Source organism: Pararobbsia alpina (genome assembly GCF_902859895.1).
GTDB lineage: Bacteria > Pseudomonadota > Gammaproteobacteria > Burkholderiales > Burkholderiaceae > Pararobbsia > Pararobbsia alpina.
Window position 1 is genome coordinate 1 of the sequence record NZ_CADIKM010000025.1, and the last position, 25,690, is coordinate 25,690.

At 61.9% G+C, this 25,690-nt stretch carries 14 protein-coding genes and 2 pseudogenes; 7 read left to right on the forward strand and 9 right to left on the reverse strand.

The window, feature by feature from the left end; genetic code table 11:
• Window positions 1–973 (forward strand): multicopper oxidase domain-containing protein (locus HV670_RS20455; RefSeq protein ID WP_175106701.1); only part of this gene is annotated, 973 nt, incomplete at its 5' end.
• Between the two features lie 278 nt (window positions 974–1,251).
• Here the strand turns inward: HV670_RS20455 and HV670_RS20460 are convergent.
• The 4 genes and pseudogenes from HV670_RS20460 to HV670_RS20475 form a co-directional block, all read right to left on the reverse strand.
• Window positions 1,252–1,617, reverse strand: a complete 366-nt coding sequence (locus tag HV670_RS20460; RefSeq protein ID WP_175106702.1) for a nuclear transport factor 2 family protein — start codon at window positions 1,615–1,617, stop codon at window positions 1,252–1,254.
• A gap of 134 nt (window positions 1,618–1,751) precedes the next feature.
• Entirely contained in the window at window positions 1,752–3,170 is a 1,419-nt protein-coding gene (locus HV670_RS20465) for a heavy metal sensor histidine kinase (protein WP_175106703.1), read from the reverse strand.
• Window positions 3,167–3,840: pseudogene (locus tag HV670_RS20470) on the reverse strand (heavy metal response regulator transcription factor). Before HV670_RS20470 ends, HV670_RS20465 begins: the two are co-directional and overlap by 4 nt.
• Window positions 3,841–3,946: 106 nt before the next feature.
• Window positions 3,947–4,720 (reverse strand): alpha/beta fold hydrolase, encoded by a 774-nt coding sequence (locus HV670_RS20475; protein ID WP_175106704.1) that lies wholly within the window; start codon window positions 4,718–4,720, stop codon window positions 3,947–3,949.
• 459 nt (window positions 4,721–5,179) lie between these two features.
• On the opposite strand from HV670_RS20475, the pseudogene HV670_RS32055 reads away from it, so the two are divergent.
• The 4 genes and pseudogenes from HV670_RS32055 to HV670_RS20490 all read left to right on the forward strand — a co-directional run.
• Window positions 5,180–6,337: pseudogene (locus HV670_RS32055) on the forward strand (serine/threonine protein kinase); the annotation flags it as partial.
• A 100-nt stretch (window positions 6,338–6,437) separates the two neighbouring features.
• The gene (locus tag HV670_RS20480; RefSeq protein ID WP_343054479.1) at window positions 6,438–10,643 is read left to right on the forward strand and encodes a trifunctional serine/threonine-protein kinase/ATP-binding protein/sensor histidine kinase; all 4,206 of its coding nucleotides are present in this window, start codon (window positions 6,438–6,440) and stop codon (window positions 10,641–10,643) included.
• Window positions 10,644–11,086: 443 nt separating this feature from the next.
• Complete coding sequence (locus tag HV670_RS20485; protein ID WP_425511447.1) at window positions 11,087–12,124, forward strand: aliphatic sulfonate ABC transporter substrate-binding protein; 1,038 nt, start codon at window positions 11,087–11,089, stop codon at window positions 12,122–12,124.
• Window positions 12,121–12,978: a branched-chain amino acid ABC transporter permease gene (locus HV670_RS20490; protein WP_175106705.1), complete on the forward strand. Its 858-nt coding sequence runs from the start codon at window positions 12,121–12,123 to the stop codon at window positions 12,976–12,978. Before HV670_RS20485 ends, HV670_RS20490 begins: the two co-directional genes overlap by 4 nt.
• 17 nt (window positions 12,979–12,995) lie before the next feature.
• Here HV670_RS20490 and HV670_RS20495 read toward each other — a convergent pair whose 3' ends face one another.
• Genes HV670_RS20495 through HV670_RS20510 form a run of 4 tightly spaced genes read right to left on the reverse strand, consistent with a single transcriptional unit; the run spans window position 12,996 to window position 16,744 of the window.
• Window positions 12,996–13,700, reverse strand: a complete 705-nt coding sequence (locus tag HV670_RS20495) for an ABC transporter ATP-binding protein (RefSeq protein ID WP_175106706.1) — start codon at window positions 13,698–13,700, stop codon at window positions 12,996–12,998.
• Window positions 13,693–14,427 carry an ABC transporter ATP-binding protein gene (locus HV670_RS20500; protein ID WP_175106707.1) on the reverse strand — a complete coding sequence of 245 codons (735 nt, stop codon included), beginning with the start codon at window positions 14,425–14,427 and terminating at the stop codon, window positions 13,693–13,695. The genes HV670_RS20495 and HV670_RS20500 overlap by 8 nt, the downstream gene beginning before the upstream one ends.
• A complete protein-coding gene (locus HV670_RS20505; RefSeq protein WP_175106708.1) occupies window positions 14,414–15,472 on the reverse strand; it encodes a branched-chain amino acid ABC transporter permease in 1,059 nt (352 codons plus the stop codon). The genes HV670_RS20500 and HV670_RS20505 overlap by 14 nt, the downstream gene beginning before the upstream one ends.
• 18 nt (window positions 15,473–15,490) lie before the next feature.
• Window positions 15,491–16,744 (reverse strand): substrate-binding protein, encoded by a 1,254-nt coding sequence (locus HV670_RS20510; protein WP_175106709.1) that lies wholly within the window; start codon window positions 16,742–16,744, stop codon window positions 15,491–15,493.
• A gap of 693 nt (window positions 16,745–17,437) precedes the next feature.
• Here HV670_RS20510 and HV670_RS20515 point away from each other — a divergent pair.
• Window positions 17,438–22,975 (forward strand): trifunctional serine/threonine-protein kinase/ATP-binding protein/sensor histidine kinase, encoded by a 5,538-nt coding sequence (locus tag HV670_RS20515; protein WP_246257755.1) that lies wholly within the window; start codon window positions 17,438–17,440, stop codon window positions 22,973–22,975.
• Window positions 22,976–23,101: 126 nt separating this feature from the next.
• Here the strand turns inward: HV670_RS20515 and HV670_RS20520 are convergent, their stop codons facing one another.
• Window positions 23,102–24,067: a LysR substrate-binding domain-containing protein gene (locus HV670_RS20520; protein WP_246257758.1), complete on the reverse strand. Its 966-nt coding sequence runs from the start codon at window positions 24,065–24,067 to the stop codon at window positions 23,102–23,104.
• Window positions 24,068–24,142: 75 nt separating this feature from the next.
• Here HV670_RS20520 and HV670_RS20525 point away from each other — a divergent pair, with 75 nt between their 5' ends.
• A complete protein-coding gene (locus tag HV670_RS20525) occupies window positions 24,143–25,576 on the forward strand; it encodes an FAD-binding oxidoreductase (protein WP_175106711.1) in 1,434 nt (477 codons plus the stop codon).
• Window positions 25,577–25,690: the final 114 nt, after the last annotated feature.

Here is a 25,690-nt window from a genome sequence, read left to right on the forward strand (position 1 = left end):
TTTCATTCCGATCACCTCGCCAACGGCGCCCGATGCCACGAATTTCGTTCCGGCGATCCTGAACATGCGGCCCGGCGAAAGGGAGTTCTGGCGGGTGACCAACACCGCCGCAGATAGTGTCCTCGACCTTCAGTATGTCTTCGACGGCGTGCCACAGACGCTGCAACTTGTCGCCGTCGATGGGGTTCCGTTAAATTCGCAAGATGGCACCGAGCCCGCTGCCGTGACCCCGGTGACACACTTCACGATGCCACCAGCCTCACGCGTGGAGTTCATCGTCTCTCCCCCTCCACCGCGGGTGCGGCTGGCGCAGCTGACTACCTTGCGTGTCAATGGCGGCCCCTATTTCTACAATCTGCCACAGCGTCCTCTCGCGACGGTCCAGCTCCTCGGCGGACGGCGCGAGGGCACCAAGGAGGACAGGAGCGATGATCATCAGATCGGAAGGTCTACCGCAAAGAGCACCACCCAGCAGCGCTTCGCCGGACTCGGAACGGCCCAAGTAGCGGCGACCCACGCCTTGTACTTCGACGAGATTCCGCTCTCTCAATACTTCATGGGGGTGGAAGGCCAGACAGAGCGTCTTTTCGATCCGAACGCGGCGCCCTCCATCGTGGTCACTCAAGGAACCGTGGAGGAATGGACCGTTGAAAACCGTACCCCGGAGAATCACGCGTTCCACATCCATCAGATTCACTTCCTGGTGAAATCTCAGGATAACTTTGAGATCAACGGCTCAAAACAGGCGCCCGCCATCACCGGCCAGTACCTGGATACGGTACAAGTTCCGTTCTGGGATCGGAACCCCAACCACCCCTTCCCCAGCGTCAAGCTTCGTCTCGACTTCCGCGGGCCGGATATTGGCGATTTCGTGTTTCACTGCCACGTCCTCAGTCACGAGGACGCGGGCATGATGGCAATAGTGCGGGTCCAACCCAGTTCCACGGACAAAGGAGAGAACGGCCACCATTGACTCTCTTCCCTACAAGGACATGCAGCGCCGGGCGAATGATCGCCTCGCGTCGAGTCTTGATGGGACGTGTGGCTCGGCAATTGCCGCACGTCCCTCTGTGGTCGGTTGACATGTGCGCCATCGTACCGATGGCGTTGACGTGAGCACGAAGGGTTTTCGCTATGTCGTCGACATGGCCCTCCAGCCGCCCTGGGCGCGCAGCTCGATGCGCGGAGCCCGAAAGATAGTCATCCATAGTCGGGCTGCTGACGTTCAGTCGCGGAGTCGTGCAGTCGAGCTCAGGCGTTGGCTGGCACTTTGTCGAGGAAGCCAATGACCGACTTCAGGCGGCCATCCTCAATCTCTGCAAAGTCCGTGCCCTTGATCATATCGGGTTCGGCTTGCGGCCCGAGCGTCCAGGAAAAGCGGATCTTGTTCCCATAGCCGTCGATGCGACCATCGAGCGTAAAGCGAAATCCCGGGAAGCGTTCATGCACGCCGCCGATCAGCGCGCCGATCCCGTCGCGGCCGTCACCGCGCATCAGCGGGTCGACATAGGTGGCGTCTTCACTCCATCCCTCAGCCAATAGGGCGCTACGGCGGATGGGATCGGTCTCGTTCCAGACGGCGATGTAGCGGTCGGCAATGTGGACAGCATCAGTCATGTCAATCTCCATGGTTGGGATGCCTGTTCATTCAGGCAGAAACACGATAGCGAAGGCACAACGGGTGCTCAATTACGCGGCTGGTAATTTGGACGAATAGGGCTCTGCTTTGGCTCGCGTACTTGACCGCATCGTCAATCCGCCTCGTGTTTTGCGGGTTGGTCGCGCTGCCGCGGGAATGCCAATGTAAAACGCGTCACGTTTGCATTGCTCGTGGCGTGCCAGGTTCCGCCGTGCAGTAACATGATGCTGCGCACAATCGAGAGTCCAAGCCCGCTTGATTCCGACGACCGATGTCGAGACGCATCCGCACGATAAAAGCGATCGAAGAGCCGTTCAAGGTGCTGCGGCTCAATCGTCGGGCCGCGATTCTCGACATATAGGGTCGTGCCGTCGGGCCCTTGCTCAGCCACAGTCGAGATCGCCGTTCCGGGATCTGCGTAACGCACGGCATTCGCCAGCAAATTGGCAAGCGCGCGGCGCAGCAGCAACGGATCGGCCCACACGCTGCCGTCACCACGCCACTCGAGGCGGATGTTGCGCTCGTCTGCGAGACCTTCGAAATACTCCGCCATGCGCCCGAACTCGTCCGCAACCCGCAGTGCTTGCGGCTCGATCGCATGGTCCGCATGTTCGGCGCGTGCGAGAAACAGCATGTTGTCGATCATCTTCGACATGCGCTGCAGCTCCTCGAAGTTGGAACCGAGGAGCCGCTGGTAGTACGCAATATCGCGCGGCTGGCTCAATCCGACTTCGGTCTGACCAAGCAGATTGCCGATCGGCGTACGCAGGTCGTGCGCCATGTCGGCAGACACCTGCTTCAATTGCGTGAAGCCTCGCTCCAGGCGGTTTAGCATGCCGTTGAACGCACCGATCAGTGCGTCGAGTTCGCGCGGCGCATCGCGGCGGTCGATGCGCGTCGAAAGGGTGCCAATACCGATTGAGGCGGTCTGCGCAGCAAGACGCCGCAACGGATACATGCCGCGCCGGGCGAGGCCGAAAGCGAGCAACGCAGCGAGAAACGCGGCCGTCGATGCGAATAGCAGTATCTGGTCGCGATAGTCGTTCAGCATCCGCGTGCGCTCGGTCATCAGCCGGCCCGAGATGATTTGCAGATCGCGCTGCCCGCCCACGCCGCGCGCGGCGGCCGCGACGTAAATGAACGGCGTGCCGTCGCTTGTACGCGCGTGATGAACGGCGTCGAGCGAGAGCGCAAGGTCCGCCGGCACGGGCGTCACCACTGGCACTGCCGTGTGGTGGGGGTTCACGACGATGAGCGGCGCTTCGCCCAGATAGCGCACCACGAGCAAAGACTCAGTATTGCCGAGCATGTTGGCGAACAGATGCGGCTTCTCATGGATCAGATCGCGCACGTCGACATCCTGCATCAACGTACGGATCTGATCGACACGGGTGACGAGCGCCGCGTCGTCCCGCACGACGAGCTGCGCTTCGAGCTTTCGGTACAACGCGTAGCCGACGATCGACATCGCGCCGAATGCCAGCAGCGCGAACAGCAACGCGAGGCGCGTCGTGAGCGACAACTGCTTCATGCTTCGTGCTCGAATCGGTACCCCACACCGTGCACCGTATGGATCAGGCGTGCGGCAAAGGGCTCATCGACTTTCTGCCGCAGCCGGCGCACCGCGACATCGACGACGTTGCTGTCGCTGTCGAAATTCATGTCCCACACGCGCGAGGCGATCAGCGTGCGGGACAGTACCTGTCCTTGATGCTGCGCGAAGAAGTGAAGCAGATTGAATTCCTTGTTGGTCAGTGCAATGCGCAAGCCGCCGCGTTCGACGCGCCGCTTCGGCACGTCGATGCGCAGATCGCCTATTTCCAGCACCTCTTCCTGTTTCTGCGGCTGCCCACGGCGCAAGATGATGCGGATGCGGGCCAGCAATTCAGCGAACGAAAACGGCTTGACGAGGTAGTCGTCGGCACCAAGATCGAGACCCTTGAGCCGGTCTTCGAGCGTACCGCGCGCGCTCAGGAACAGACCGGCGTGTTCGTGCGCGCGCCGAGCTTGTTCATCACGGTCCAGCCGTCCATCTCCGGCATCATCACGTCGAGCAGAATCAGGTCGTAGCGCATTTCCTGCGCCAGATGCAGCCCGTCGATGCCGTTTGCGGCAACGTCGACGATATAACCAGCCTCCGTCAAGCCGTTGAACAGGTATTGACCCGTCTTCGCTTCGTCTTCAATGACCAGGAGTCTCATAGTGCCGTATCGTCGCAGTTTCGCTTGCATGCCCGTGATCGGGAAGGCACCCGCGGGTTTGCCCCCCGATCGCACGCCAACGCGTCGCGACGGAAGCGGCGACCGCCTACTGGGCCGATTGCTGCGCCGCCTGTTCGATCAGCGCAGCGACTTCCTTCGGATGGGATTCATACACCGAATGACTCGCGCCGTCGATTTCCACCGTGTGCGAGTGCGCGCGCGCCGCATACATGCGCTCGAGGTCTGGGTTGATGATCTTGTCCGCTTTCGCGACCATATACCAGCTCGGCTTTGTTTTCCACGCCGGATCGGGAATCAGCGCGGTGAACACAGCAGCCGAAGTCGGCATCTGCGCGTTCGCTTCGAATTCGGCCTGCGCGCGCGGCAGGTCCGCCGCGAAGTCCGACGGATAGTCGGCTGGATTCAGGTAGAGGAAATTATCCGGCGTCTTGATGACCGCCTTCGTCGAATTCGGGTACTTCTTGCCGTTGCTCGCTTCGGTTTCGCCTACATCGAGCGCATGCGCGGCGATGTAGACCAGCGACTTCACGTGATCATCGTTGCCCGCTTCGGTGATGATCGCACCGCCGTAGCTATGACCCACCAGCACACACGGACCGTCGAGGCTGTCGAGCACGCGCTTGGTGGCAGTCACGTCTTCGTTGAACGAGGTCAGCGGTTCCTGCACCAGCTTGACCCTGTAGCCATCCTTGATCAGGATGTTGTAGACGGGACGCCAGCCTGCGCCGCCGACGAAGGCGCCGTGAACCAGCACGATGTTCTTCACCGGCGCGGCGAATGCAGGCGCAGCGGCAGCGGTGAGCAGGCAGAGCGTGGCGGCGGCCTGTGCGGCGGCCGAGCGAAAAGTGGGAAAGCGCATGGCAACTCCTTGAGGAAGCATCACGTAAAAGGGATTGTGGTACAGCGTGATGCCAGTCTAAGGAGCGGGCTCCAACAGGGCGGTGACCCAATCATTGCGAAAAAATGACAGGAAAGATTCGTTGTCTCCCACCCGAGAATACGCATACCGGGAGCGGGAAACAGGCGTCTAAGGATAGATTTACGCTAGTACCCGAGCGGTACAACTTCGACCTGAAGACCTCGTGTCGTGAGTCTTCGAGTGCCAGACGTTTTGTAGCCCTACTCAACCGTGGTAGGCTAGCTAATCACCGGTCCGGCCAACATGTACGAGGCGCTTTTTCGGCCCACAACGGCAAACCGGCTTAGCGATGGAGGCCACCCGTTGGATCCGTCTCCGCAGTTCGGCGCGCTTGGGGATAGCGGCTTCCAGGTCTTATGGGAAGACGGCGAACGCGCACTCTGCCGGACAGCGTGGCCGATGGCTGACGGCGGGCGGAGCGCCGTGCTCGCCGTACAGCCCACCGCGGAGCACCCGAGCTCAGCGAGCCTTGAACGCCTCGCGCACGAGTACCGCTTACGGGACCAACTGGACAGTGCATGGGCGGCGCGGCCGCTGGAACTGGTGCGCGAAGGCGGTCGAACGCTCCTGTTGCTCGAGGACCCAGGCGGCGAGCCGCTTGCCGGACTCCTGGCGGCCCCCTTGGAAGTGGGGCGCTTCTTGCACCTCGCCATCAGCATCGCCGCCGTGCTCAGGAAGGTGCACCAGCGTGAGCTGATCCACAAGGACCTCAAGCCGGCCAACATTCTCGTGAACGCGAACGGCGAGGTGAGACTCACCGGGTTCGGTATTGCGTCGCGCCTGCCTCGTGAACGGCAAGCGCCCGAGCCGCCGGAGACCATCGCCGGCACGCTCGCCTATATGGCCCCCGAACAAACCGGGCGTATGAACCGCTCGATCGACGCGCGCAGCGATCTCTACGCGCTCGGCGTCACGTTCTACCAGATGCTCACGGGCTCGCTGCCGTTCGCCGCGGCCGATCCGATGGAGTGGGTGCACTGCCATATCGCGCGCCGCCCGGTGCCGCCCGCCAAGCGGCTTGCGACCGTGCCGAAGGCGGTCTCGGCGATTGTCATGAAGCTGCTCGCCAAGACCGCCGAGGATCGATATCAGACCGCGACCGGCGTCGAGCACGATCTGCGGCACTGCCTGGCTGAGTGGGAGCGTCACGGCCGCATCGACGGTTTTCCGCTGGGCCGGAAGGACACGCCGGACCGACTGCTGATCCCTGAAAAACTATACGGCCGCGAGCGCGAGATCGCTTCTCTGCTCGCCGCCTTCGACCGCGTGGTCGCGAGCGGCGCAACGGAACTCGTACTCGTGTCCGGCTATGCCGGCATCGGCAAGTCCTCGGTGGTCAACGAGTTGCACAAGGTGCTGGTGCCGCCGCGCGGACTGTTCGCCGCCGGAAAGTTCGACCAGTACAAGCGCGACATCCCTTATGCGACGCTTGCCCACGCGTTCCAGGGCCTCGTCCGCTCGCTGCTGGGCAAGAGCGATGCCGAGCTGGCGCCCTGGCGCGAGGCGCTGCGGGAGGCACTGGGCCCAAACGGCCAGCTGATGATTGACCTCATCCCCGCGCTGGAGCCGCTGATCGGCCCGCAGCCACCGATGTCGGAGCTGCCGCCGCAAGACGAACAGCGCCGTTTTTCAGCTGGTGTTCCACCGACTGCTGGGCGTGTTCGCGCGGCCGGAGCATCCGTTAGCATTGTTCCTGGACGATCTGCAATGGCTGGACGCGGCGACGCTGGACCTGCTCGGCGATCTGACGGTCCAGTCGGACGTGGGATCACTGCTGTTGCTCGGAGCCTTCCGGGACAACGAGGTGGACCCGACCCATCCGTTGGCGCGTAGCCTGCAGGAGATCCGGCGGGCGGGCGGCCGGGTGAGTGAAATCGTGCTGTCGCCCCTGGCGCGCGCGGACGTCGGACGTCTCGTTGCGGATACGCTCCATTCCACCGCTGAGACGGTGGCCCCCCTGACGGAGCTGGTTTACGACAAGACCGGCGGCAATCCGTTTTTCACGATCCAGTTCCTGACCGCCTTGGCCGAGGAGAAGTTGCTCGTCTTCAGCCCCGAGGCCGGGCGCTGGCTCTGGGGCCTGAAGCGCATCCGTGCCAAGGGCTATACCGACAACGTGGTGGACCTGATGGTGGGCAAGCTCGCCCGCCTGCCGCCCGCGGCGCAGGAGGCCCTGCAATGGCTGGCCGCACTCGGCAACACGGCCGATTTCGCCGTGCTCGCGCTCATTCTGGGGCGATCCGCCGAGGCGATCCATGCGGCGCTCTGGGAGGCGGTGCGGGCGGGCCTGGTGCTTCGGCAGGACGAAGCCTACGCCTTCTTGCACGACCGGGTTCAGGAGGCGGCCTATTCGTTGATCCCCGAGGCGGCGCGGCCCGAACGGCATCTGCGCATCGGCCGAATCCTCTCGTCCAGCCTGCCCCCCGAGCAGGTCACCGAACGGATCTTCGATATCGTCAACCAGCTCAACCGCGGCGCCGCGCTCGTCGACGCGTCTGAGGAACGCGAACGCATCGCCGAGCTCGATCTGCGGGCTGGCGAACGCGCCCAGGCCGCTGCGGCCTATGCCGCGGCCCTGACCTATCTCGCTGCCGGGGCGAGGCTGCTGGCGGAGGACCGATGGGCGCGGCGCTACGAACTCGCCTTTGCGCTCGAGTACCACCGCGCCGAGTGCGAGCTGCTGACGGCAGACCTGGCTGCGGCGGAGGAGCGGCTTACGCTGCTTGCCCAGCGTGCCAGGAACCTCGTCGACACCGCCGCCGTCGCGTGCCTGCGCATGACGCTCTACGAGACACTGGATCGAAGCGATCGGGGTGTCGAGGTGTGCCTCGATTACCAACACCACAGAGGCACCCACTGGTCGCCGCATCCCACCCATGACGAAGTCAGGCGGGAATACGACCAGATATGGCGTCAGCTCGGCGGCCGCTCGATCGAAGATTTAATTGACCTCCCGCTCATGAATGATCCGGAGGTCGGCGCGACCCTCGATGTGCTGATCGAAGTCGTAACGTCAGCAATGCTCACCGATAAGAATTTGATCTCTCTGGTGGTTTGCCGGATGGTCAATATTAGCCTCGAATATGGCAACAGTGATGGATCGTGCTTCGCTTATATCTGGCTTGGCATGATTCTGGGGCCGCACTTCGGCGATTACCAGGCCGGATTCCGATTCGGCCGGCTCGGCTACGATCTGGTGGAAAAGCGCGAACTGCATCGCTACCAGGCCCGCGTTTACATGTCCTTCGCGACTATTGTCATGCCGTGGACGCAGCCCATTCAGGCCGGCCGGGCCTTGGTGCGTCGCGCCTTCGATATCGCAAACAAAACCGGCGACCTCACCTTTGCGGCATACAGCTGCAACCACCTCACCACGAATCTTCTCGCAGCCGGCGATCCGCTGAGCGAGGTGCAGAGAGAGGCCGAGCACGGGCTTGAATTCGTCCGGAAAGCTCGGTTCGATACGATGATCGGCATTCTCACCGCCCAGGTCGGTCTGATCCGGACGCTGCGTGGCCTGACGTCCGAGTTCGGCTCCTTCAATGATGGACGGTTCGATGAGAACCGGTTCGAACATCGTTCGCAGAGTGATCCACCTTCGGCGTTTGCAGGATGCTGGTATTGGATCCGCAAGCTGCAAGCGCGCGTCTTCGCGAATGATTGGGCTTGCGCCCTCGAGGCGGCATCGAGGGCGCAACAGCTTCTCTGGACGTCGCCGTCATTCTTTGAAGTGGCCGAATACCACTTTTATACCGCGCTGGCGCGGGCAGCACAGTACGACGCGGCATCGACCGATGAACGGGCTCAGCATCTGCAGGCTCTCGCATCGCACCACGAGCAGCTCAAGACGTGGGCCGAGAACTGTCCGGAGAACTTTGCAAATCGCGCGGCATTGGTAGGCGCCGAGATGGCCCGCCTTGACGGCCGCGAGCGGGATGCGATGGACCTTTACGAACAGGCCATCCGCTCGGCCCGCGACAACGGCTTCGTCCACAACGAGGCGATCGCCAACGAACGGGCTGCACGCTTCTACGCCAAGCTTGGCTTCGAAACGATTTCTTATGCGTATCTTAGAAACGCCCGCTACTGCTACGCGCGCTGGGGGGCCGACGCCAAGGTAAGGCAGCTCGACCAGTCCTATCCCTTGCTCAAGGATGAACTGCCCACCGTTAGGCCGACCGATACGATCGGGACGCCGGTCGACCAGCTCGACCTCGCGACGGTGCTCAAGGTCTCGCAGGTCGTTTCGGGCGAGATCGTCCTCGTCAAACTGATCGATACGCTTCTGCGCACCGCACTCGAGCAGGCCGGCGCTGAAAGAGGCCTGCTCGTTCTGGTGCGCGAGGGCGAGCCACGGATCGAGGCCGAGGCGACAACCGGCGGCGACGCGATCCACGTGCACCTGCGCGACGAGGTCGTGGCCGCGGCCGCGCTGCCGGAGACCGTACTCCACTATGTCCTGCGCACCGGGGAAAGTGTGATCCTCGATGATGCCTCGACCGAGTCCCCGTTCGCCGCCGATCCTTACATCCGGCAGCAGCGGGCGCGCTCCATTCTCTGCCTGCCTCTGCTCGCGCAGGCAAAGCTGATCGGCGTGCTTTACCTCGAGAACAGCCTCGCACCCCGCGTGTTTTCCCCAACGCGCATTGCAGTGCTGAAGCTGCTCGCCTCGCAGGCCGCGATCGCGCTGGAGAACGCCCGCTTGTACCGCGACCTCGCCGAACGCGAAGCGAAGATCGGGCGCCTCGTCGACGCAAACATCGTCGGCATATTGATTTGGGAGCTCGAAGGTCGGATTCTCGAAGCCAATGACGCGTTTCTGCGGATCGTGGGCTACGACCGTGACGATCTCATATCGGGGCGTCTGCGCTGGACCGAGCTCACGCCGCCCGAATGGCTCGAGCGCGACAAACGAGAGTGGGTACCCGTGCTCAAGGAGAGGGGGACATTGCAGCCTTTCGAGAAGGAGTACTTCAGGAAGGACGGCAGCCGAGTGCCGGTGCTCATCGGCGTGGCGATGTTCGAAGAGCGTGGAACCCAAGGTGTCGGTTTCGTGCTCGATCTGAGCGAGCGCAAACGAGCGGAAGCGGAATTGCGCGAGGTGCAGACGGAGCTTGCGCACGCGAACCGCGCCGCGACGATGGGGCAGCTCACGGCTTCGATTGCGCATGAGGTCAATCAGCCGATCAGCGCGGCGGCGATCAACGCTGCGGCCGCGATACGCTGGCTCGGCGCGCGGACGCCCAATATCGATGAGGCCACGCAAGCACTCGAGCGCATCGTCGATGACGCGACGCGGGCTGGCGACATCATTGGGCGAATTCGTGATCTCATCAAGAAAGCGCCCCCGCGCAAGGACAGCGTCGACGTCAACGAGGCAGTCCGCGAAGTGATTGAGCTCACGCGTGGTGAAGCGTCGAGGTACGGCATCTCCGTGCAGGCAGAACTCGAAGAGCGTTTGCCGCGCGTTCGCGGAGACCGTGTGCAGTTGCAACAGGTGATGCTCAACTTGATCGTCAACGCCATCGAAGCGATGAGCGCAACGAGCGAGGGAGAGGGCGCGTTGCTGGTTAGCACGGCCACAGACTCCAGTAAGGGCGTATCGATCGCCGTGTCGGACACCGGTCCGGGACTGCCGGCCGATGCGGTCAACCGCGTCTTCGATCCGTTTTATACGACTAAGGCGAGTGGCCTGGGCATGGGCTTGTCGATCTGCCGCTCGATCATCGACGCGTATGGGGGACGTCTCTCGGCGAAACCGAACGTGCCTCGCGGTGCCGTGTTCCAGTTTTCCCTACCGGCTCACGCGGACAATCCATTGGGAGGGGCCGGCGCTGATCCGGAAGCTCCGCCGATGCGTTAAAGCTGGAACCGTTTGTGCCTACGAACCTCCGATGTCGAAATGCGGATTCAACCGGTGGATGCCTCGTCATCATTCACACGAGCACCCCGTCGTTCCCGACGGCCGTGGTGTCCAGACTGCTCTCGAGTAGACCCGCGATCATGTCGTCGGTGGTCGTGAAGAAGTCATTGCAGCATACGTGCATTCGAAGCCAAAGCACCATTCGTGCATTGCTTATGTGACGGCGTGCTTTCCAAAAGCGAGGTTGTCGCGACGCACGACCGGTATCAGTCACTCGAGATCATCGTGCCTGGACGACCTTCACACGCCGCGCAGAAATCCGACGCACCGGCATGCTTCCTATTCCGAACGATTTACTAATGACAATTCGTCGCTTCCGTCGACTTCACCGAATGCATACGATGTTTGTTTCGGGTAGTGAATGCGCCGACGGGGACCATCCAATGAACAAATCGAAACGCCTGCGTAGGCGAGTGAGCATCACGCTGTTGTCAACGATGTTGGGGTTGACGACCTTGGGGTCAGCTGCCAGCGCGCAGTCCGCCTCTGCTCCGTCACAGGACATCGACTTGCGAATCGGCTATCAGAAGTCGTCGACGCTGATCGTCATTCTGAAATCGCAGGGAAAGCTCGAGAAGGCACTGGCGCCGCTTGGCGTTCATGTGTCGTGGAACGAGTTTGCAAGCGGTTTGCCGCTTGTCGAGGCATTGAACGCCAATGCGATTGACTTCAGCGCGGACATCGCCGATACGGTGCCGGTCTTCGCGCAGGCAGCCCAGGCAGATTTTGTGTACGTTGCGCAGGAAGCACCCTCACCCTCAGCGCAGGCGATCATCGTTCACCGGGACGGGCCCGTGCATACGCTGGCGGACCTCAAGGGCAAGCGAATCGCCGTGGCCAAGGCTGCGGGGGCACATTTTCTTCTGCTGACGTCGTTGCAACACCTCGGGCTGACACACAAGGACGTGCAGATCGCCTATCTCGCGCCCGCGGATGGGCGCGCCGCCTTCGAGACGGGTAGTGTCGATGCATGGGTGACATGGGATCCCTACCTGGCCAGCGTCGAGAAGCAGCCCGATCTTCGAGTCCTCGCCGATGGCCGTGGGCTTGCGTCCTACCAGCGCTACTACCTTGCAACGAAGCCATTCGCCACGGCCCATCCCGCGGTCATCCGTATCCTGTTCGAACAACTGGCCCAGGCAGGTAAGTGGGTGAAGGCCAATCCCGAGGAGGCCGCGCGCATTCTGGCGCCACTCTGGGGGCTTGACGCAGCGGCGGTGGAACGTGCGAATAGCCGGCGCAGTTACGAGGTGCGTCCGATGCAGCCGCAGAACTTCGGCGAACAGCAGGCGATCGCCGATACATTCTTCCAGGCTGGGCTCCTGCCTGCCCCTGTCGAAACGCGGCGCGCCGTGTTGTGGCGTTTTGATACCGTCGACGTTCCGGAAATCGCGAAGGGCAGCCTGGCCCTTCCGAAATGACGACGATACTTGCTGCAGCTTTCGATATCGGTGCCTTTGTATCGATCATGGTGCTGATCGTGTTGGGTCTGGGCCTCGTCGCGAGCCTGATGGGCATCTTCAATTTTGCGCATGGCGAACTCGTGCTGCTCGGTGCATGCACAGTCTACGTGGTTCATCGTGCCGGCTTGCCGGTATGGCTGGGCATCGTGTTGGCGCCGTTCGTGGTGGGCGCGTGTGGCCTCGCCATCGAGCGACTGGTAGTCCGCCGTTTCTATACCGAGCCGATACCGGCGATGCTGGCGACGTATGCGCTCGGACTGGCCATCCGCGAAAGCGTGCGTTATGCAATTGGCGGTACGTACCTATCGGTGCCCGCGCCAATTGGCGGCGCATTGACCGTCGGCGAGCTTCATATATCCGCATGGAACGTGTTGCTGATTGCCGTGACAATCGTTATTTGTACACTGTGCTGGTGGTTCCTCAAACGGACCCAATATGGACTGCTGATTCGTGCGGCTCTCGAAAATCCCGGTCTCGCGTCCGCGTCGGGTATATCGACACGCGTTTTGTACGCCGCAACCTTCACCCTGGCTGCATCAATGGCGGGGCTGGCGGGGGCGGTCATCGTGCCGGTGTATTCGCTCTCCGCCGATCTCGGCGTGCGCTTCCTGATTCAGGGCTTCGTCGCGATCATGACCGGTGGTCTGGGTACGTTCGCCGGCCCGCTTGTCGGTGCCGGTGCGGTCGGCACGGCGAGTGCCGGCCTGCCGTGGTTCGTATCGCCGATACTCGCCGACGTGCTGGTATTCGTGCTTGCCATTGCATTCGTCAAAGCTCGGCCAGGCGGCGTGTTTGCATCCCGCGGCCGCTAGCCGGGCCGCTCATCAATTCAGGGAGTGAGCAACTCAACGAGCAAGGGATTGACGCGCAGGCTGACCGGATCGTCTTCCAACACGATCGCACCGCGGTCCATCACATACGCGCGCGTCGCCACGCGCAGGGCAAGTTCGAGGTGTTGCTCGACCAGAACGATGGCCATCTCACGCGCGAGACGCACGAGCTGTTCTGCAATCTCTTCGATCACACCAATCCAGACGCCCTCAGTCGGTTCGTCGAGCAGCAGCAAACTGGGCCGCGCGAGCAACGCGCGGGCGATCGACAGCATCTTGCGTTCTCCGCCCGACAGCGTGCCCGCGAGCTGATTCAGGCGCGTCCCGAGCTTCGGAAAATAGTCGAACGCAGCAGAAATATCGCGCTCGACTCGAGTCTGAACACCGATCTGGAGGTTTTCACGTACGGTAAGGCGTGAGAACACGAGATTTTCCTGCGGCACGTAACCCATGCCCGCACGCACTCGCTCGTGCACCGGCAAGCCGTCGATCACACGCTGCCCAAAGGCGATGCTGCCGGCACTCGCTCGGAGCTCACCGGTCAAGGTCTTGAGCAAGGTCGACTTGCCGGCGCCATTGCGGCCGAGCACGACGACACATCCGGTGTCGGGGATATCCATATCGATGCCGAACAGGACCTGGCTCGCGCCATAGCCGGCTTGCAGGTTCCTGACTTCCAGCAACACAGGGGGGCGCTCAGACATGAGCAAGATAGACCTCCTGCACCTTCCGACTGCTCTGGATATGGGCAACCGTTCCGCTGTCGAGCACTTCGCCCTGATGGAGCACCGTGAGGACGTCGCAGATGCCACGGATGAAATCGAGGTCGTGCTCGACAATCAACACAGAGCAATGTTCCTTCAACGGCCTCAACAGCTCGCCCGTAAGGCGCCGCTCTTCGATGCTCATGCCGGCCGTCGGTTCGTCGAGCAACAACAGTCTGGGCTCGCTCGCGAGCGCCATGGCAATTTCCAGCCACTGCTGATGTCCGTGCGACAAGGTGCCGGCTGTCACATCGGCGTACCTCGTCAGCCGAAAGCTCGCCAGCAGTGCGTCCACGCGCGCGGCCGACTTCCGCCGCGTGCGCGAACCGAGCAGCGACAGGAAAGAGTCGTGAGCCTGCACCGCCAGCAGGACGTTATCGAACACGCTCAGTTGCGCGATGATGCTGACGATCTGGAATTTCAGGCTCATGCCGCTGCGGGCCCTCTCAGCCGGGTCGAGCTTTTCGATCCGTTTGCCTGCGAGTGCGATCGTGCCTCGGGTGACGTCTTCGGCGCCGACCAGGCATTTGAGCAAGGTGCTCTTGCCCGAGCCGTTCGGGCCGATCACGCCATGAAACTGCCGCGCTTCCACGGTCAGATCGACATGCTCGAGCGCTACAAACGGCCCAAAGCGCTTATGGATGCCACGTGCCTCAAGCAAGCTCATCACGTCCCTGCGCAGTAGCGCGACCAAAGTTGCCAAGCCGCTCCCGCGGACTGATAAACACGCTGATCACCCCGTTCGGCCTGAACATCACGGCCAACAGCAACGCTACACCGAGCGCGATCGGCCATACATCGGGAAAGCGATCGCTCAATGCGTAGCTAAGGGTTTCAGTCAGTATCACGCCGATGACCGCGCCGAGTAGCGTGCCGCTGCCGCCGATCAGACAGTAAAAAACCACTTGGCTGGAAAGCACGATGCCTAGTGCGCCAGGGCCGATGAATCCCTCATGGAACGCGGAGAGGCCCCCGGACAAGCCGGCAATCGCTCCGGCGAAAATGAAGACCGCTGCCTTGAGTCGAGACACCCGGTAACCCAAAAACGCGACGCGTTGTTCGGCCTCCCTGATGCCGCTGAGCGCGAGCCCGAACTGTGACCTCACCACAGCCCGGCTGACCAGATAGACGATCAGAACAACCGCGAGCGCGAAATAATACGATGCCGGACCGTCGCCGAGTTCGGTCGCACCGATCTTCAGATACGGCAGCGACGGAATGCCGTTCTGACCACCGAGGTAGTACCAACTATAGGCAAACCGATAGGCTGCATATGAGGCGGTCAGCGTGCTGAGCGACGCGAAGATCTGCGTGACGCCGCGTCCGAACACGACCACGAAACTCATCAATATCGCGACCGCAAAACCCGCGAACGTGGCGATCGGCAGCAGGACGAGAACGGACCGCACTTCATGATCGCGTGCAAGCAACGCCGCCGCATAGCCGCCGATGCCGAAAAACAGAGCCTGTCCGAAGCTCAGAATGCCGGCATAGCCCCACACGAGATCAAAGCTTATCGCGAGCAGCGAGAGGATCAAGATTCGCGTTACGAACACCATCAGATAGTCGGGGAGCGCGAGCGGCGCGGCGCTCAATATCAGGCACAGCAAGAGTTCGAACACAGCGAGCCGACGCCGGCCTGCCCCAGACACGATGTTACTGATTTGGACCCACGGCTTGCGTACGGTGACGTGCTGGCCCCCGTCGTTCATGATGGCGCTCCGGCAGGTTCAGACACTGCATGTCTTGGGGTCAATCAGGCCATTGGAGCGCTGGACGATTTCGTATTGGCCGTTCTTTGCGACAGCCGTATACATCCGCAATCTCGTATGACGCTCACCGGGAACGAACTCGGCGGGCCCACCGGGACTACGGGCAATCTTCGCATGATCGAGCGCCGCCGCAACAGGCTCGCGTTCGACCGAGTGAGCGTTTCGCACCGCCACTTCCCAGAGCTTCAATGCGCGGTACGTGCCGGTCGCGGCGCTGCCGGCAGAGAACAGGTGCTGTGCATTCGGATAGGCATTGTCGTACTCCGACTGGATCTGCGCGCTGATCGGATCCTCCTTCGCGACCGCGCGGAAATAGTCGAGCGAAGTCGCGAGACCCTCAATGTCCTCTTTCGGGCTGATACCCAGCGTGTTCTCATCGTAGTACGGCACCGAAAGACGGCCGCCACGCGCCAGAAAGCCGGCCGTGCGTAACTGCTTCAGAAACGGACCGATACCCGGGGGAATAATGGTCGAAAACACCACATCGACTTTCTCCCTGATGATGCGATTCACCGTTGCACCGTATTCGACCTGATCGAGCGGATAGTATTCTTCGAACACGACTTCGCCGCCGTGCGCTTGAATCACACCACGCGCATATTCGTTGAGTTTGTGCGGCCAGACGTAATTGGCTGCCGGCAAGGCGAAGCGCTTGCCGCCATTGGCGACTAACCAAGGAATCAGCGGATCGACCTGCTGGGCAGGGGTGGGTCCCGTGGCGAACAGATACGGCGTGCAATCCCCGCCTTCGTATAGTTGCGGATAGATATACAGCGTGCGTCCACGCCCAACGATGACGTCCTGGATTGCCGTGCGCGTCGCGCTCGTGACGCCGCCGATCACGACATCGACTTTGTCGCGCTGAATCAACTTGCGCGTGTTTGAAACGGCAGTCGTCTCATTCGATGCCGTGTCCTCTATATGAAGTTGAACGGGCCTGCCGAGCAAGCCGCCGGCCGCATTGATCTGCTTGATTACCAGGTTCGCGACGTTGGCATCGGCCCCGCCCGCATAAGACATGGCACCGGTCAGATCGGTTGCGATGCCGACCTTGATCGGACCTGCGTCGGCACCCCATGCCGGCTGTATGACCCAACTTCCCACGCCGGTGGCCATCGCCCCTGAAGTCCAGGCCGCGCGTTGCAGCCAGCGTCTGCGTGAAGCACTCTCCAGTTGCTGTAAGTCGCGCTTGCTGTCATTCCACTTTTGCATCGGGTCTCCACGCGTTGTTGTTGTCGATTCAGGAGGCTGCCGCCAACGCTCGCCCTGGAAAGGACGACCTGCGCTCGCGTTAGCCGTCTTGCAAAACCAGGATCATGTGATTGCCATTGAGTATCAGTTACGCACTAGCGCGGGACAAATGATCGTTTGGAAGATTCTTATAGGAGCTTTGCGACTACGATAAGTTTTGAGTTGTAGATAATGAATAACGGTTTGAATATAAGGAAGAAGCGCCGGATCTCCGCCGGGTTCGTGATACCAATTTCCTTCGGTCAGGCCATGTGAAGGCGAACGGACGACGACTGACACACGTCTGCGAGTACCCGAATCTCAGTGGTGCTTTCCAACCCATACGGGAATCCCCGACCGATGGAAGAAAAGCCGCTTCGAGCATTGCTGCAGCGAGCAGGGGAGGGAACTCATCCTTGCGCGTAAGGGATGCGACGGGCCGCGGCCGATACTGGAACAGCGCTTTGTTTTGACCTATCCGTGCCTTCGTGGTGGCGGCCTCTCAAACACGCGGTTTTCCGACAAAGTTGTACGTCAATCACACACTTTTCGGACAAATCGCGCAGACACACGTCTACTCAGCTGTGGCAGACTCACTTTGTTGCGGTCTGGCGGGCGCGGATGAGGGCTTTGTCGCCCGACAGCGGCAACCGGTTTGACGATGGAGGCCACCAGTTGGGTCCGTCTTTGCGGTTCGGCGCGCTTGGGGATAGCGGCTTTCAGGTCCTATGGGAAGACGGCGAACATGCCGTCTCCCGGGGATGCTGCGTGCTGGCTGACGGCAGGCAAATCGTCGTGCTAGCCGCGCAGCCCACCGCCGAGCACCCGAGCTCAGCGAGCCTCGAGCGCCTCACGCACGAGTACGGCCTGAAGAACGAACTCGAAAACGCATGGGCGGCGCGGCCGCTGGAACTGGTGCGTGAAGGCGGTCGAACGCTCCTGTTGCTCGAGGACCCGGGCGGCGAACCGCTCGCCGGACTCCTGGCGGCACCCTTGGAAGTGGGGCGTTTCTTGCGCCTCGGCATCAGCATTGCCGCCGCGCTCAGGAAAGTGCACCAGCGTGGCCTGATCCACAAGGACCTCAAGCCGGCCAACATTCTCGTGAACGCGAATGGCGAGGTGAGACTCACCGGGTTCGGTATTGCGTCGCGCCTGCCTCGCGAGCGGCAGGCCCCCGAGCCACCGGAGACCATCGCCGGCACGCTCGCCTATATGGCCCCCGAACAAACCGGGCGTATGAACCGCTCGATCGACGCGCGCAGCGATCTCTACGCGCTCGGCATCACGTTCTACCAGATGCTCACGGGCTCGCTGCCGTTCACCGCGGCCGATCCCATGGATTGGGTGCACTGTCACATCGCGCGCAAGCCCGTGCCGCCCAGTGAGCGCTCGGAAAACGTCCCCGCCGCGGTCTCGGCCATCGTCATGAGGCTACTCGCCAAAACGGCCGAGGAGCGCTACCAGACCGCGGGCGGCGCCGAGCGCGATCTGCAACGCTGCCTTACCGAGTGGGAAGCCCACGGATACATCGAGGCGTTCCCACTCGGCCAACAAGACAGGCCCGACCGGCTGATGATCCCGGAGAAGCTCTACGGGCGATCGCGCGAAGTCGAAACCTTGCTGACTTCCTTCGATCGCATCGTCGAAAACGGACCGCCCGAGTTGGTGCTGGTTTCCGGATACTCCGGCATTGGCAAGTCCTCGGTCGTCAACGAGCTGCACAAGGCGCTGGTACCGCCCCGCGGGCTCTTTGCCGCGGGCAAGTTCGACCAGTTGAAGCGTGACATCCCCTATGCGACGCTCGCTCAGGCCTTTGAAAGCCTCGCGCGCCCCCTGCTCGGCAAGAGCGACACCGAACTGAGCGGTTGGCGCGACAGACTTCTGGAGGCCCTCGCCCCGAACGGCCGACTTATGGTCGATGTCGTTCCCGAGCTGAAGCTCATCATCGGAGAACAGCCACCGGTCCCGGAGCTTCCGCCACAGGACGCGCAGCGGCGTTTTCAGCGGGTGTTTCGGCGGTTTATCGGTGTCTTCGCTCAGGCAGAACATCCCCTGGCGCTCTTCCTCGACGATCTGCAGTGGCTCGACGCGGCGACGCTCGATCTCATTGAGGATCTGCTGACCCGCTCAGATCTGCAGCACCTCATGCTGATCGGTGCCTATCGCGACAACGAGGTCACTGCCACCGATCCGCTGATGCGCACGCTCGGCGCCATCAAGGCTGCCGGCGGAAAGGTCACGGAGATCACGCTTGCGCCGCTCGCCCGAGAACATCTCGGGCAGCTCATTGCGGACGCTCTTCGCTGCGAGCGGGAGCGTGCCGCGCCGCTCGCGCAACTGGTGCACGACAAGACTGGCGGCAATCCGTTTTTCGCGATTCAGTTCATTGCCTCGCTCGTCGAAGAGGACATGCTCGTCTTCGATCATGAAGCGGCGCGCTGGTCCTGGGATCTCGATCGCATCCATGCCAAGGGATACGCCGACAACGTCGTGGACCTGATGGTCGGGAAACTCACCCGCCTGCCGGTCCAAACGCAGGCGGCGCTGCAGCAACTGGCCTGTATCGGCCATACCGCCGAGATCGCCATGCTTTCGATCGCCATTGGGACGTCAGAGGAGCACGTCCATACCGCTCTGTCGGAGGCCGTTCTCCTGGATCTGGTTGAGCGGCTGAAGGACTCATATAAGTTTGTTCACGACCGGGTCCAGGAGGCCGCCTATTCACTGATCCCGGAAGCATCACGTGCTCCGGCGCATCTGCGAATTGGCCGGTTGCTCGCGGCGCAGACGCCGCCAGAGCAGCTGCAGGAAATGATCTTCGAGATCGTGGGTCAGCTCAACCGCGGCGCGGCCCTGATCATCGAACAGGAGGAGCGTGAGCGGCTCGCCGAGCTCAACCTGAACGCCGGAAAGCGCGCAAAGGCGTCGACGGCGTATGCGTCGGCGCGCAACTACCTCTGCGCCGGGATGGCCGTGCTCGGACGCGCGGGCTGGACGAGCCGCTACGAACTCGCATTCGGCTTGTGGCTCGAACGCGCGGAATGCGAGTACCTGAACGGAAATTTTGACGAGGCCGAGCAGCTCATCTCGGAACTGCTGGCGAGAGGCGCGTCAAAGATCGACAAGGCGGCGGCCTACCGCCTCAAGGTCGACCTCCATGTCATGAAGTCGGAGTATCCGAAGGCGATCGAGAGCGCCCTGGAGTGCCTGCGCCTCTTCGGCATCGAGATGCGGCCGCACCCGGCGCACGAAGAGGTTCAGGCCGAGTACGAGAAGATCTGGAGCGGTATCGGCGGGCGCCCAATTGAAAGATTGATCGACCTGCCACTCATGACCAATCCGGACATGCAGGCCGCTATGCGCGTGCTGTCGGTCCTCAACGCGCCTGCGTACTTCACCGCCGACATCAACCTGGCATGCCTGCACCTGTGCCACATGGTGAACATCACCCTGAGGTATGGAACGACCGACGCGTCCACATACGGCTACGCATGGTTCGGCGCCATTCTCGGGCCAATGTTCCATCGCTACAGCGACGGCGACCGCTTTTGCAGGCTTGCCTGTGATCTTGTCGAAAGGCACAGCTTTGTCGTCTACAAGGCGAGGACCTACTTTTCGACGGAGATGGCGGCCCTCTGGACGCAGCCGCCGCAAGCCGCCATCGACTTCATTCGCATGGCCTTCCGCGCCGGTATCGAAACCGGCGACTTGTCCAACGCCTGCTACAGCTGCAACCACACCATCACGGACCTTCTCTTGCGAGGTGATCACCTCGACGAGGTGTGGCAAGAGTCGGAGCGCGGTCTCGACTTCGCGCGAAAGGCCAAGTTCCGCGACGTGGTCGACATCATCGTGAGCCAGCAGCGGTTCATCGACAACATGCGAGGACGGACCGCCCACTTCTCCACGTTCAGCGATGCGATGTTCGATGAGGAGGCGTTTGAGGCGCAACTCACCGCGGACCGGATGGCCACGATGGTCGCTTGGTACTGGATTCTCAAACTGCAGGCACGTTTCATGTCCGGCGATTACGAGGCGGCCCTCGCCGCAGCCCGGAAAGCCAAGGCGCTTCTTTGGTCGACAGACGCCCACATCCAGTTGCTCGACTACCATTACTACACCGCGCTCGCGATGACGGCGGTCTACGAGACGGTTCCACCCGGCAGGCAAAGCGAGTCGCGCGAGGACCTGACTGCCCATCTGCACCAGCTTCGAGAGTGGGCCGAGCGCTGCTCGGCGACCTTCCGCGACAAGCACGCTTTGGTAGCGGCCGAGATCGCGCGCCTTGACGGCCGCAAGCTCGATGCCGAGTATCTTTACGAAGAGGCCATCCGCTCGGCTCGCGACAACGGCTTCGTTCATAGTGAAGGGATCGCCAACGAACTCGCCGCGCGGTTTTATGCGGCGCGCGGATTTGAGAAGATTGCCCGTATGTATTTGCGGGACGCCCGCTATGCTTTCGTGCGTTGGGGCGCCGACGGCAAGGTGCGGCAGCTCGATGAGTTGTATCCTTACCTGCGAGAGGAAGAGCCAATTCCAGGTCTGACGAGCACGATCGGGACGCCGGTCGAACACCTCGACCTCGCGTCTGTGATCAAGGTGTCGCAAGCCGTCTCGGGCGAAATCGTTTTGGAGAAACTACTCGACACGCTCATGCGCACGGCGATGACGCAGGCGGGCGCCGAGCGAGTTCTGTTAATTCTTGCGCAAGGGGCTGCGCAGCGGATCGCGGCGGAAGCTACGACCCGTGGCGACACGGTGACCGTGCACCTGCGCGACGAGGCCGTGGCCGCCGCCGCGCTGCCGGAGGCCGTACTCCACTATGTCCTGCGCACCGGGGAAAGTGTGATCCTCGATGATGCCTCGACCGAGTCCCCGTTCGCCGCCGATCCTTACATCCGGCAGCAGCGGGCGCGCTCCATTCTCTGCCTGCCTCTGCTCGCGCAGGCAAAGCTGATCGGCGTGCTTTACCTCGAGAACAGCCTCGCACCCCGCGTGTTTTCCCCAACGCGCATTGCAGTGCTGAAGCTGCTCGCCTCGCAGGCCGCGATCGCGCTGGAGAACGCCCGCTTGTACCGCGACCTCGCCGAACGCGAAGCGAAGATCGGGCGCCTCGTCGACGCAAACATCGTCGGCATATTGATTTGGGAGCTCGAAGGTCGGATTCTCGAAGCCAATGACGCGTTTCTGCGGATCGTGGGCTACGACCGTGACGATCTCATATCGGGGCGTCTGCGCTGGACCGAGCTCACGCCGCCCGAATGGCTCGAGCGCGACAAACGAGAGTGGGTACCCGTGCTCAAGGAGAGGGGGACATTGCAGCCTTTCGAGAAGGAGTACTTCAGGAAGGACGGCAGCCGAGTGCCGGTGCTCATCGGCGTGGCGATGTTCGAAGAGCGTGGAACCCAAGGTGTCGGTTTCGTGCTCGATCTGAGCGAGCGCAAACGAGCGGAAGCGGAATTGCGCGAGGTGCAGACGGAGCTTGCGCACGCGAACCGCGCCGCGACGATGGGGCAGCTCACGGCTTCGATTGCGCATGAGGTCAATCAGCCGATCAGCGCGGCGGCGATCAACGCTGCGGCCGCGATACGCTGGCTCGGCGCGCGGACGCCCAATATCGATGAGGCCACGCAAGCACTCGAGCGCATCGTCGATGACGCGACGCGGGCTGGCGACATCATTGGGCGAATTCGTGATCTCATCAAGAAAGCGCCCCCGCGCAAGGACAGCGTCGACGTCAACGAGGCAGTCCGCGAAGTGATTGAGCTCACGCGTGGTGAAGCGTCGAGGTACGGCATCTCCGTGCAGGCAGAACTCGAAGAGCGTTTGCCGCGCGTTCGCGGAGACCGTGTGCAGTTGCAACAGGTGATGCTCAACTTGATCGTCAACGCCATCGAAGCGATGAGCGCAACGAGCGAGGGAGAGGGCGCGTTGCTGGTTAGCACGGCCACAGACTCCAGTAAGGGCGTATCGATCGCCGTGTCGGACACCGGTCCGGGACTGCCGGCCGATGCGGTCAACCGCGTCTTCGATCCGTTTTATACGACTAAGGCGAGTGGCCTGGGCATGGGCTTGTCGATCTGCCGCTCGATCATCGACGCGTATGGGGGACGTCTCTCGGCGAAACCGAACGTGCCTCGCGGTGCCGTGTTCCAGTTTTCCCTACCGGCTCACGCGGACAATCCATTGGGAGGGGCCGGCACTGATCCGTAAGTACCGCCGACGCATTGAAACTGAAAGTCTCCTTCTTGTCCGGAAAACGGAGATGTTTCTCGGCCGCTATGACCCAGCCGCGCCGAATCGTATAGCCGGATTCCACTCGCGGCCGAGGCAGCTGCATCAGCTTGCCAATCTCATCCATGCTGAGAAAGCATCGATCGCCGCCTGCCGGGGGTGGTGAGCCATCGATACGAGGTAGAAGCCATAGCCTTGCAGAGACAAGGAATGTGCCTTGACCAGCACGCCAGACTTCAGTTCGTGACTGACCACGACGTCACTGCAAATTGCGATCCCTTGTCCCGCGACAACGGCATCGATAGCGTGCAATTCTTCACGGAAACTGAGAGCGCATTTCTTGTCGGTTTCCCTCAGGCCCAGATCAATCGTGCCCGCCGTCGCAAGCCATTTCCGCCAGGTCGGCGCCTCCGGATCACGGTTCATCCAGTCGAAATGAATGAGCGGAAACCGCAGCAGGTCCGCAACACACTGGATCGGGCCGTCCTCCGTTGCAAGCAGCGCAGGACTGCAGATCGGAAAAAACGCATCGCGACAAACCTCCTGCGCTGCAAAGCCAGCAGGCATGAGGCGTGCATAGCGGATCGCGAGGTCGGCGTCGCCCGCGCGCAGATCCAGAACCGCGTCGGTCCCGATGATCTCCAGTGAAATATCCGGATGCATCTCCCGCCATTTCGGCAGACGCGGAACCAGCCATCGGCTTGCGAAAGCATTGGGGCTCGTCACGCGAAGGGGCCTTGGATCAGGCGGCGCAGCGAGCGACGCTACAGCATGTGTCAGCGTGTCGAAGCCGTTTCGCAGCTGCGGGAAGAGTCGCTCGCCGGCACTCGTCAGGGCAAGAGGCCGTGGATGCCGCTGGAAGAGACTTTGACCGCACACATCTTCCAACAGCCGGATTTGATGGCTGATCGCCGTTGGCGTCACCCCGAGTTCCGCCGCCGCAGCCTTGAAGCTCCGGTGTCGGGCCGCAGCTTCGAAGGCCTGAAGAGACCGCAACGGAAGCAGCTTTCTCATGACGTTCCTAGATGAATGAATGTCATCTGGTAACTGAGTTCTTTGATTTTGCCACACGCAGCAGCCTATGAGAGGATCCGCGGAAGGTAGACGGGCAACCGGTACCCGTGCTGAACTCGAGGAGGCGCTTCGATGGACGTGCGTCAGCCCCATCAGGGCTCCGGTTTGAGTCTCGACTCGCCGGAATGGGATATCACTCGATTTCGCGAGAAATTGCGCGGTGAAGCCGTCATTCGGGGTGCCCCTCGCTACGAAGAGGCCCGCAAGGTATGGAACGGCATGGTCGACAGGCGGCCGGCGATGATCGTCTATTGTGCCGATGCCAACGACGTTATCGAGGCGGTTCGCTTTGCCCAGTCAGGCAACCACCTCGTGGCGGTGCGCAGCGGAGGGCACAATGTCACAGGTATGTCGGTTTGCGATGGCGGTGTCGTGATCGACCTGTCGCGTATGAAGCGGATCGAGGTCGATCCAGTGCGCCGTGTTGCACGCGCCGAAGCCGGTCTTAGCCTCGGCGAGTTCGACGCTGCGACGCAAGCCTATGGTCTGGCGACCACGATGGGTGTCAACAGCGATACCGGCATTGCCGGACTGACGCTCGGTGGAGGGTTTGGCAAGCTCGGCCGAAAATGCGGGCTGACCTGTGACAATCTGATTGGCGCCGACGTCGTCACCGCTGACAGCCTCATGTTGAGGGCAACGCGCTTCGAAAATCCGGATCTGTTCTGGGGCCTGCGCGGCGGAGGCGGCAACTTCGGCATCGTCACGGCGTTCGAATACCGGCTTCATCCGGTCGGGCCGCAACTGCTGGCGGGGTCGGTGCTGCATCGCTACGATCAGGCGCGTGATGCAATGCGGTTCTACTACGCATTTTCCAGCAAGGCTCCAGACGAACTCAGTCTCGACGCCGCACTCGTCACTGCGCCGTCTGGTGAGCGGTTCTTCAGTATCTCGGCGTGCTACACCGGGTCTGTGAAAGCGGGCGCTCGGTTCATCAGGCTAGTCAGCGAATATGGAACACCGGTCGAGAGCCGGTTTGCCGCGATCCCGTATCTGCAAATACAGTCAGCTGGCGACAGCTTTTTTCCGCGAGGCCGCCGTTACTATTGGAAGGCGCAATTTCTACGTGAGCTCACCGAGACCGCGATCGACACGATGCTGAGGGTCTACGCGAGCGCGACTACCCCTTCATCGATGCTCGTGTTGCAGCAGGTCGGCGGCGCGATCGCCCGCGTACAGAAAACGGAGACGCCCTATGTGAACCGGGATGCCCTCTACGACTGCTTTCCGATTGCCATCTGGGACCATGCGGCGGACGACGCGGCCGCTATGCGATGGGCAAACGAGATGTGGGATGCGATCAAACCCTTCTCGACCGGCGGCGTCTACGCGAACAACCTCGGCGAGGAGGGCGAGAATCGACTGCGCTCCGCCTACGGCGAAAACTACTCGCGTCTCGTGGAAGTAAAGAACAAATATGATCCAGGAAATTTCTTCCGTCTGAATCAAAACATCCGACCGGAGCCATCCGCGGCCCAGCATACGAGCGCTTCAATTGGGCAGTGACGACGTTGACGTCCCGCGGGCGAAGGCCAGCGCCCCATGCGAATTCAAGCGACGCCTGCCAGACAGACGACCTATGATGAAATCATCGAGGGGCGTCACTCGCGCCTCCTAACC

What these genes read in the sequence shown, in the direction of transcription:
- HV670_RS20495 (WP_175106706.1), bottom strand. Translation starts at nt 13,700, where the DNA reads ATGTCTGAGCGCCCCCCTGTGTTGCTGGAAGTCAGGAACCTGCAAGCC.
- HV670_RS20465 (WP_175106703.1), bottom strand. Translation starts at nt 3,170, where the DNA reads ATGAAGCAGTTGTCGCTCACGACGCGCCTCGCGTTGCTGTTCGCGCTG.
- HV670_RS20460 (WP_175106702.1), bottom strand. Translation starts at nt 1,617, where the DNA reads ATGACTGATGCTGTCCACATTGCCGACCGCTACATCGCCGTCTGGAAC.
- HV670_RS20505 (WP_175106708.1), bottom strand. Translation starts at nt 15,472, where the DNA reads ATGAACGACGGGGGCCAGCACGTCACCGTACGCAAGCCGTGGGTCCAA.
- HV670_RS20510 (WP_175106709.1), bottom strand. Translation starts at nt 16,744, where the DNA reads ATGCAAAAGTGGAATGACAGCAAGCGCGACTTACAGCAACTGGAGAGT.
- HV670_RS20525 (WP_175106711.1), top strand. Translation starts at nt 24,143, where the DNA reads ATGGACGTGCGTCAGCCCCATCAGGGCTCCGGTTTGAGTCTCGACTCG.
- HV670_RS20485 (WP_425511447.1), top strand. Translation starts at nt 11,087, where the DNA reads ATGAACAAATCGAAACGCCTGCGTAGGCGAGTGAGCATCACGCTGTTG.
- HV670_RS20475 (WP_175106704.1), bottom strand. Translation starts at nt 4,720, where the DNA reads ATGCGCTTTCCCACTTTTCGCTCGGCCGCCGCACAGGCCGCCGCCACG.
- HV670_RS20490 (WP_175106705.1), top strand. Translation starts at nt 12,121, where the DNA reads ATGACGACGATACTTGCTGCAGCTTTCGATATCGGTGCCTTTGTATCG.
- HV670_RS20500 (WP_175106707.1), bottom strand. Translation starts at nt 14,427, where the DNA reads ATGAGCTTGCTTGAGGCACGTGGCATCCATAAGCGCTTTGGGCCGTTT.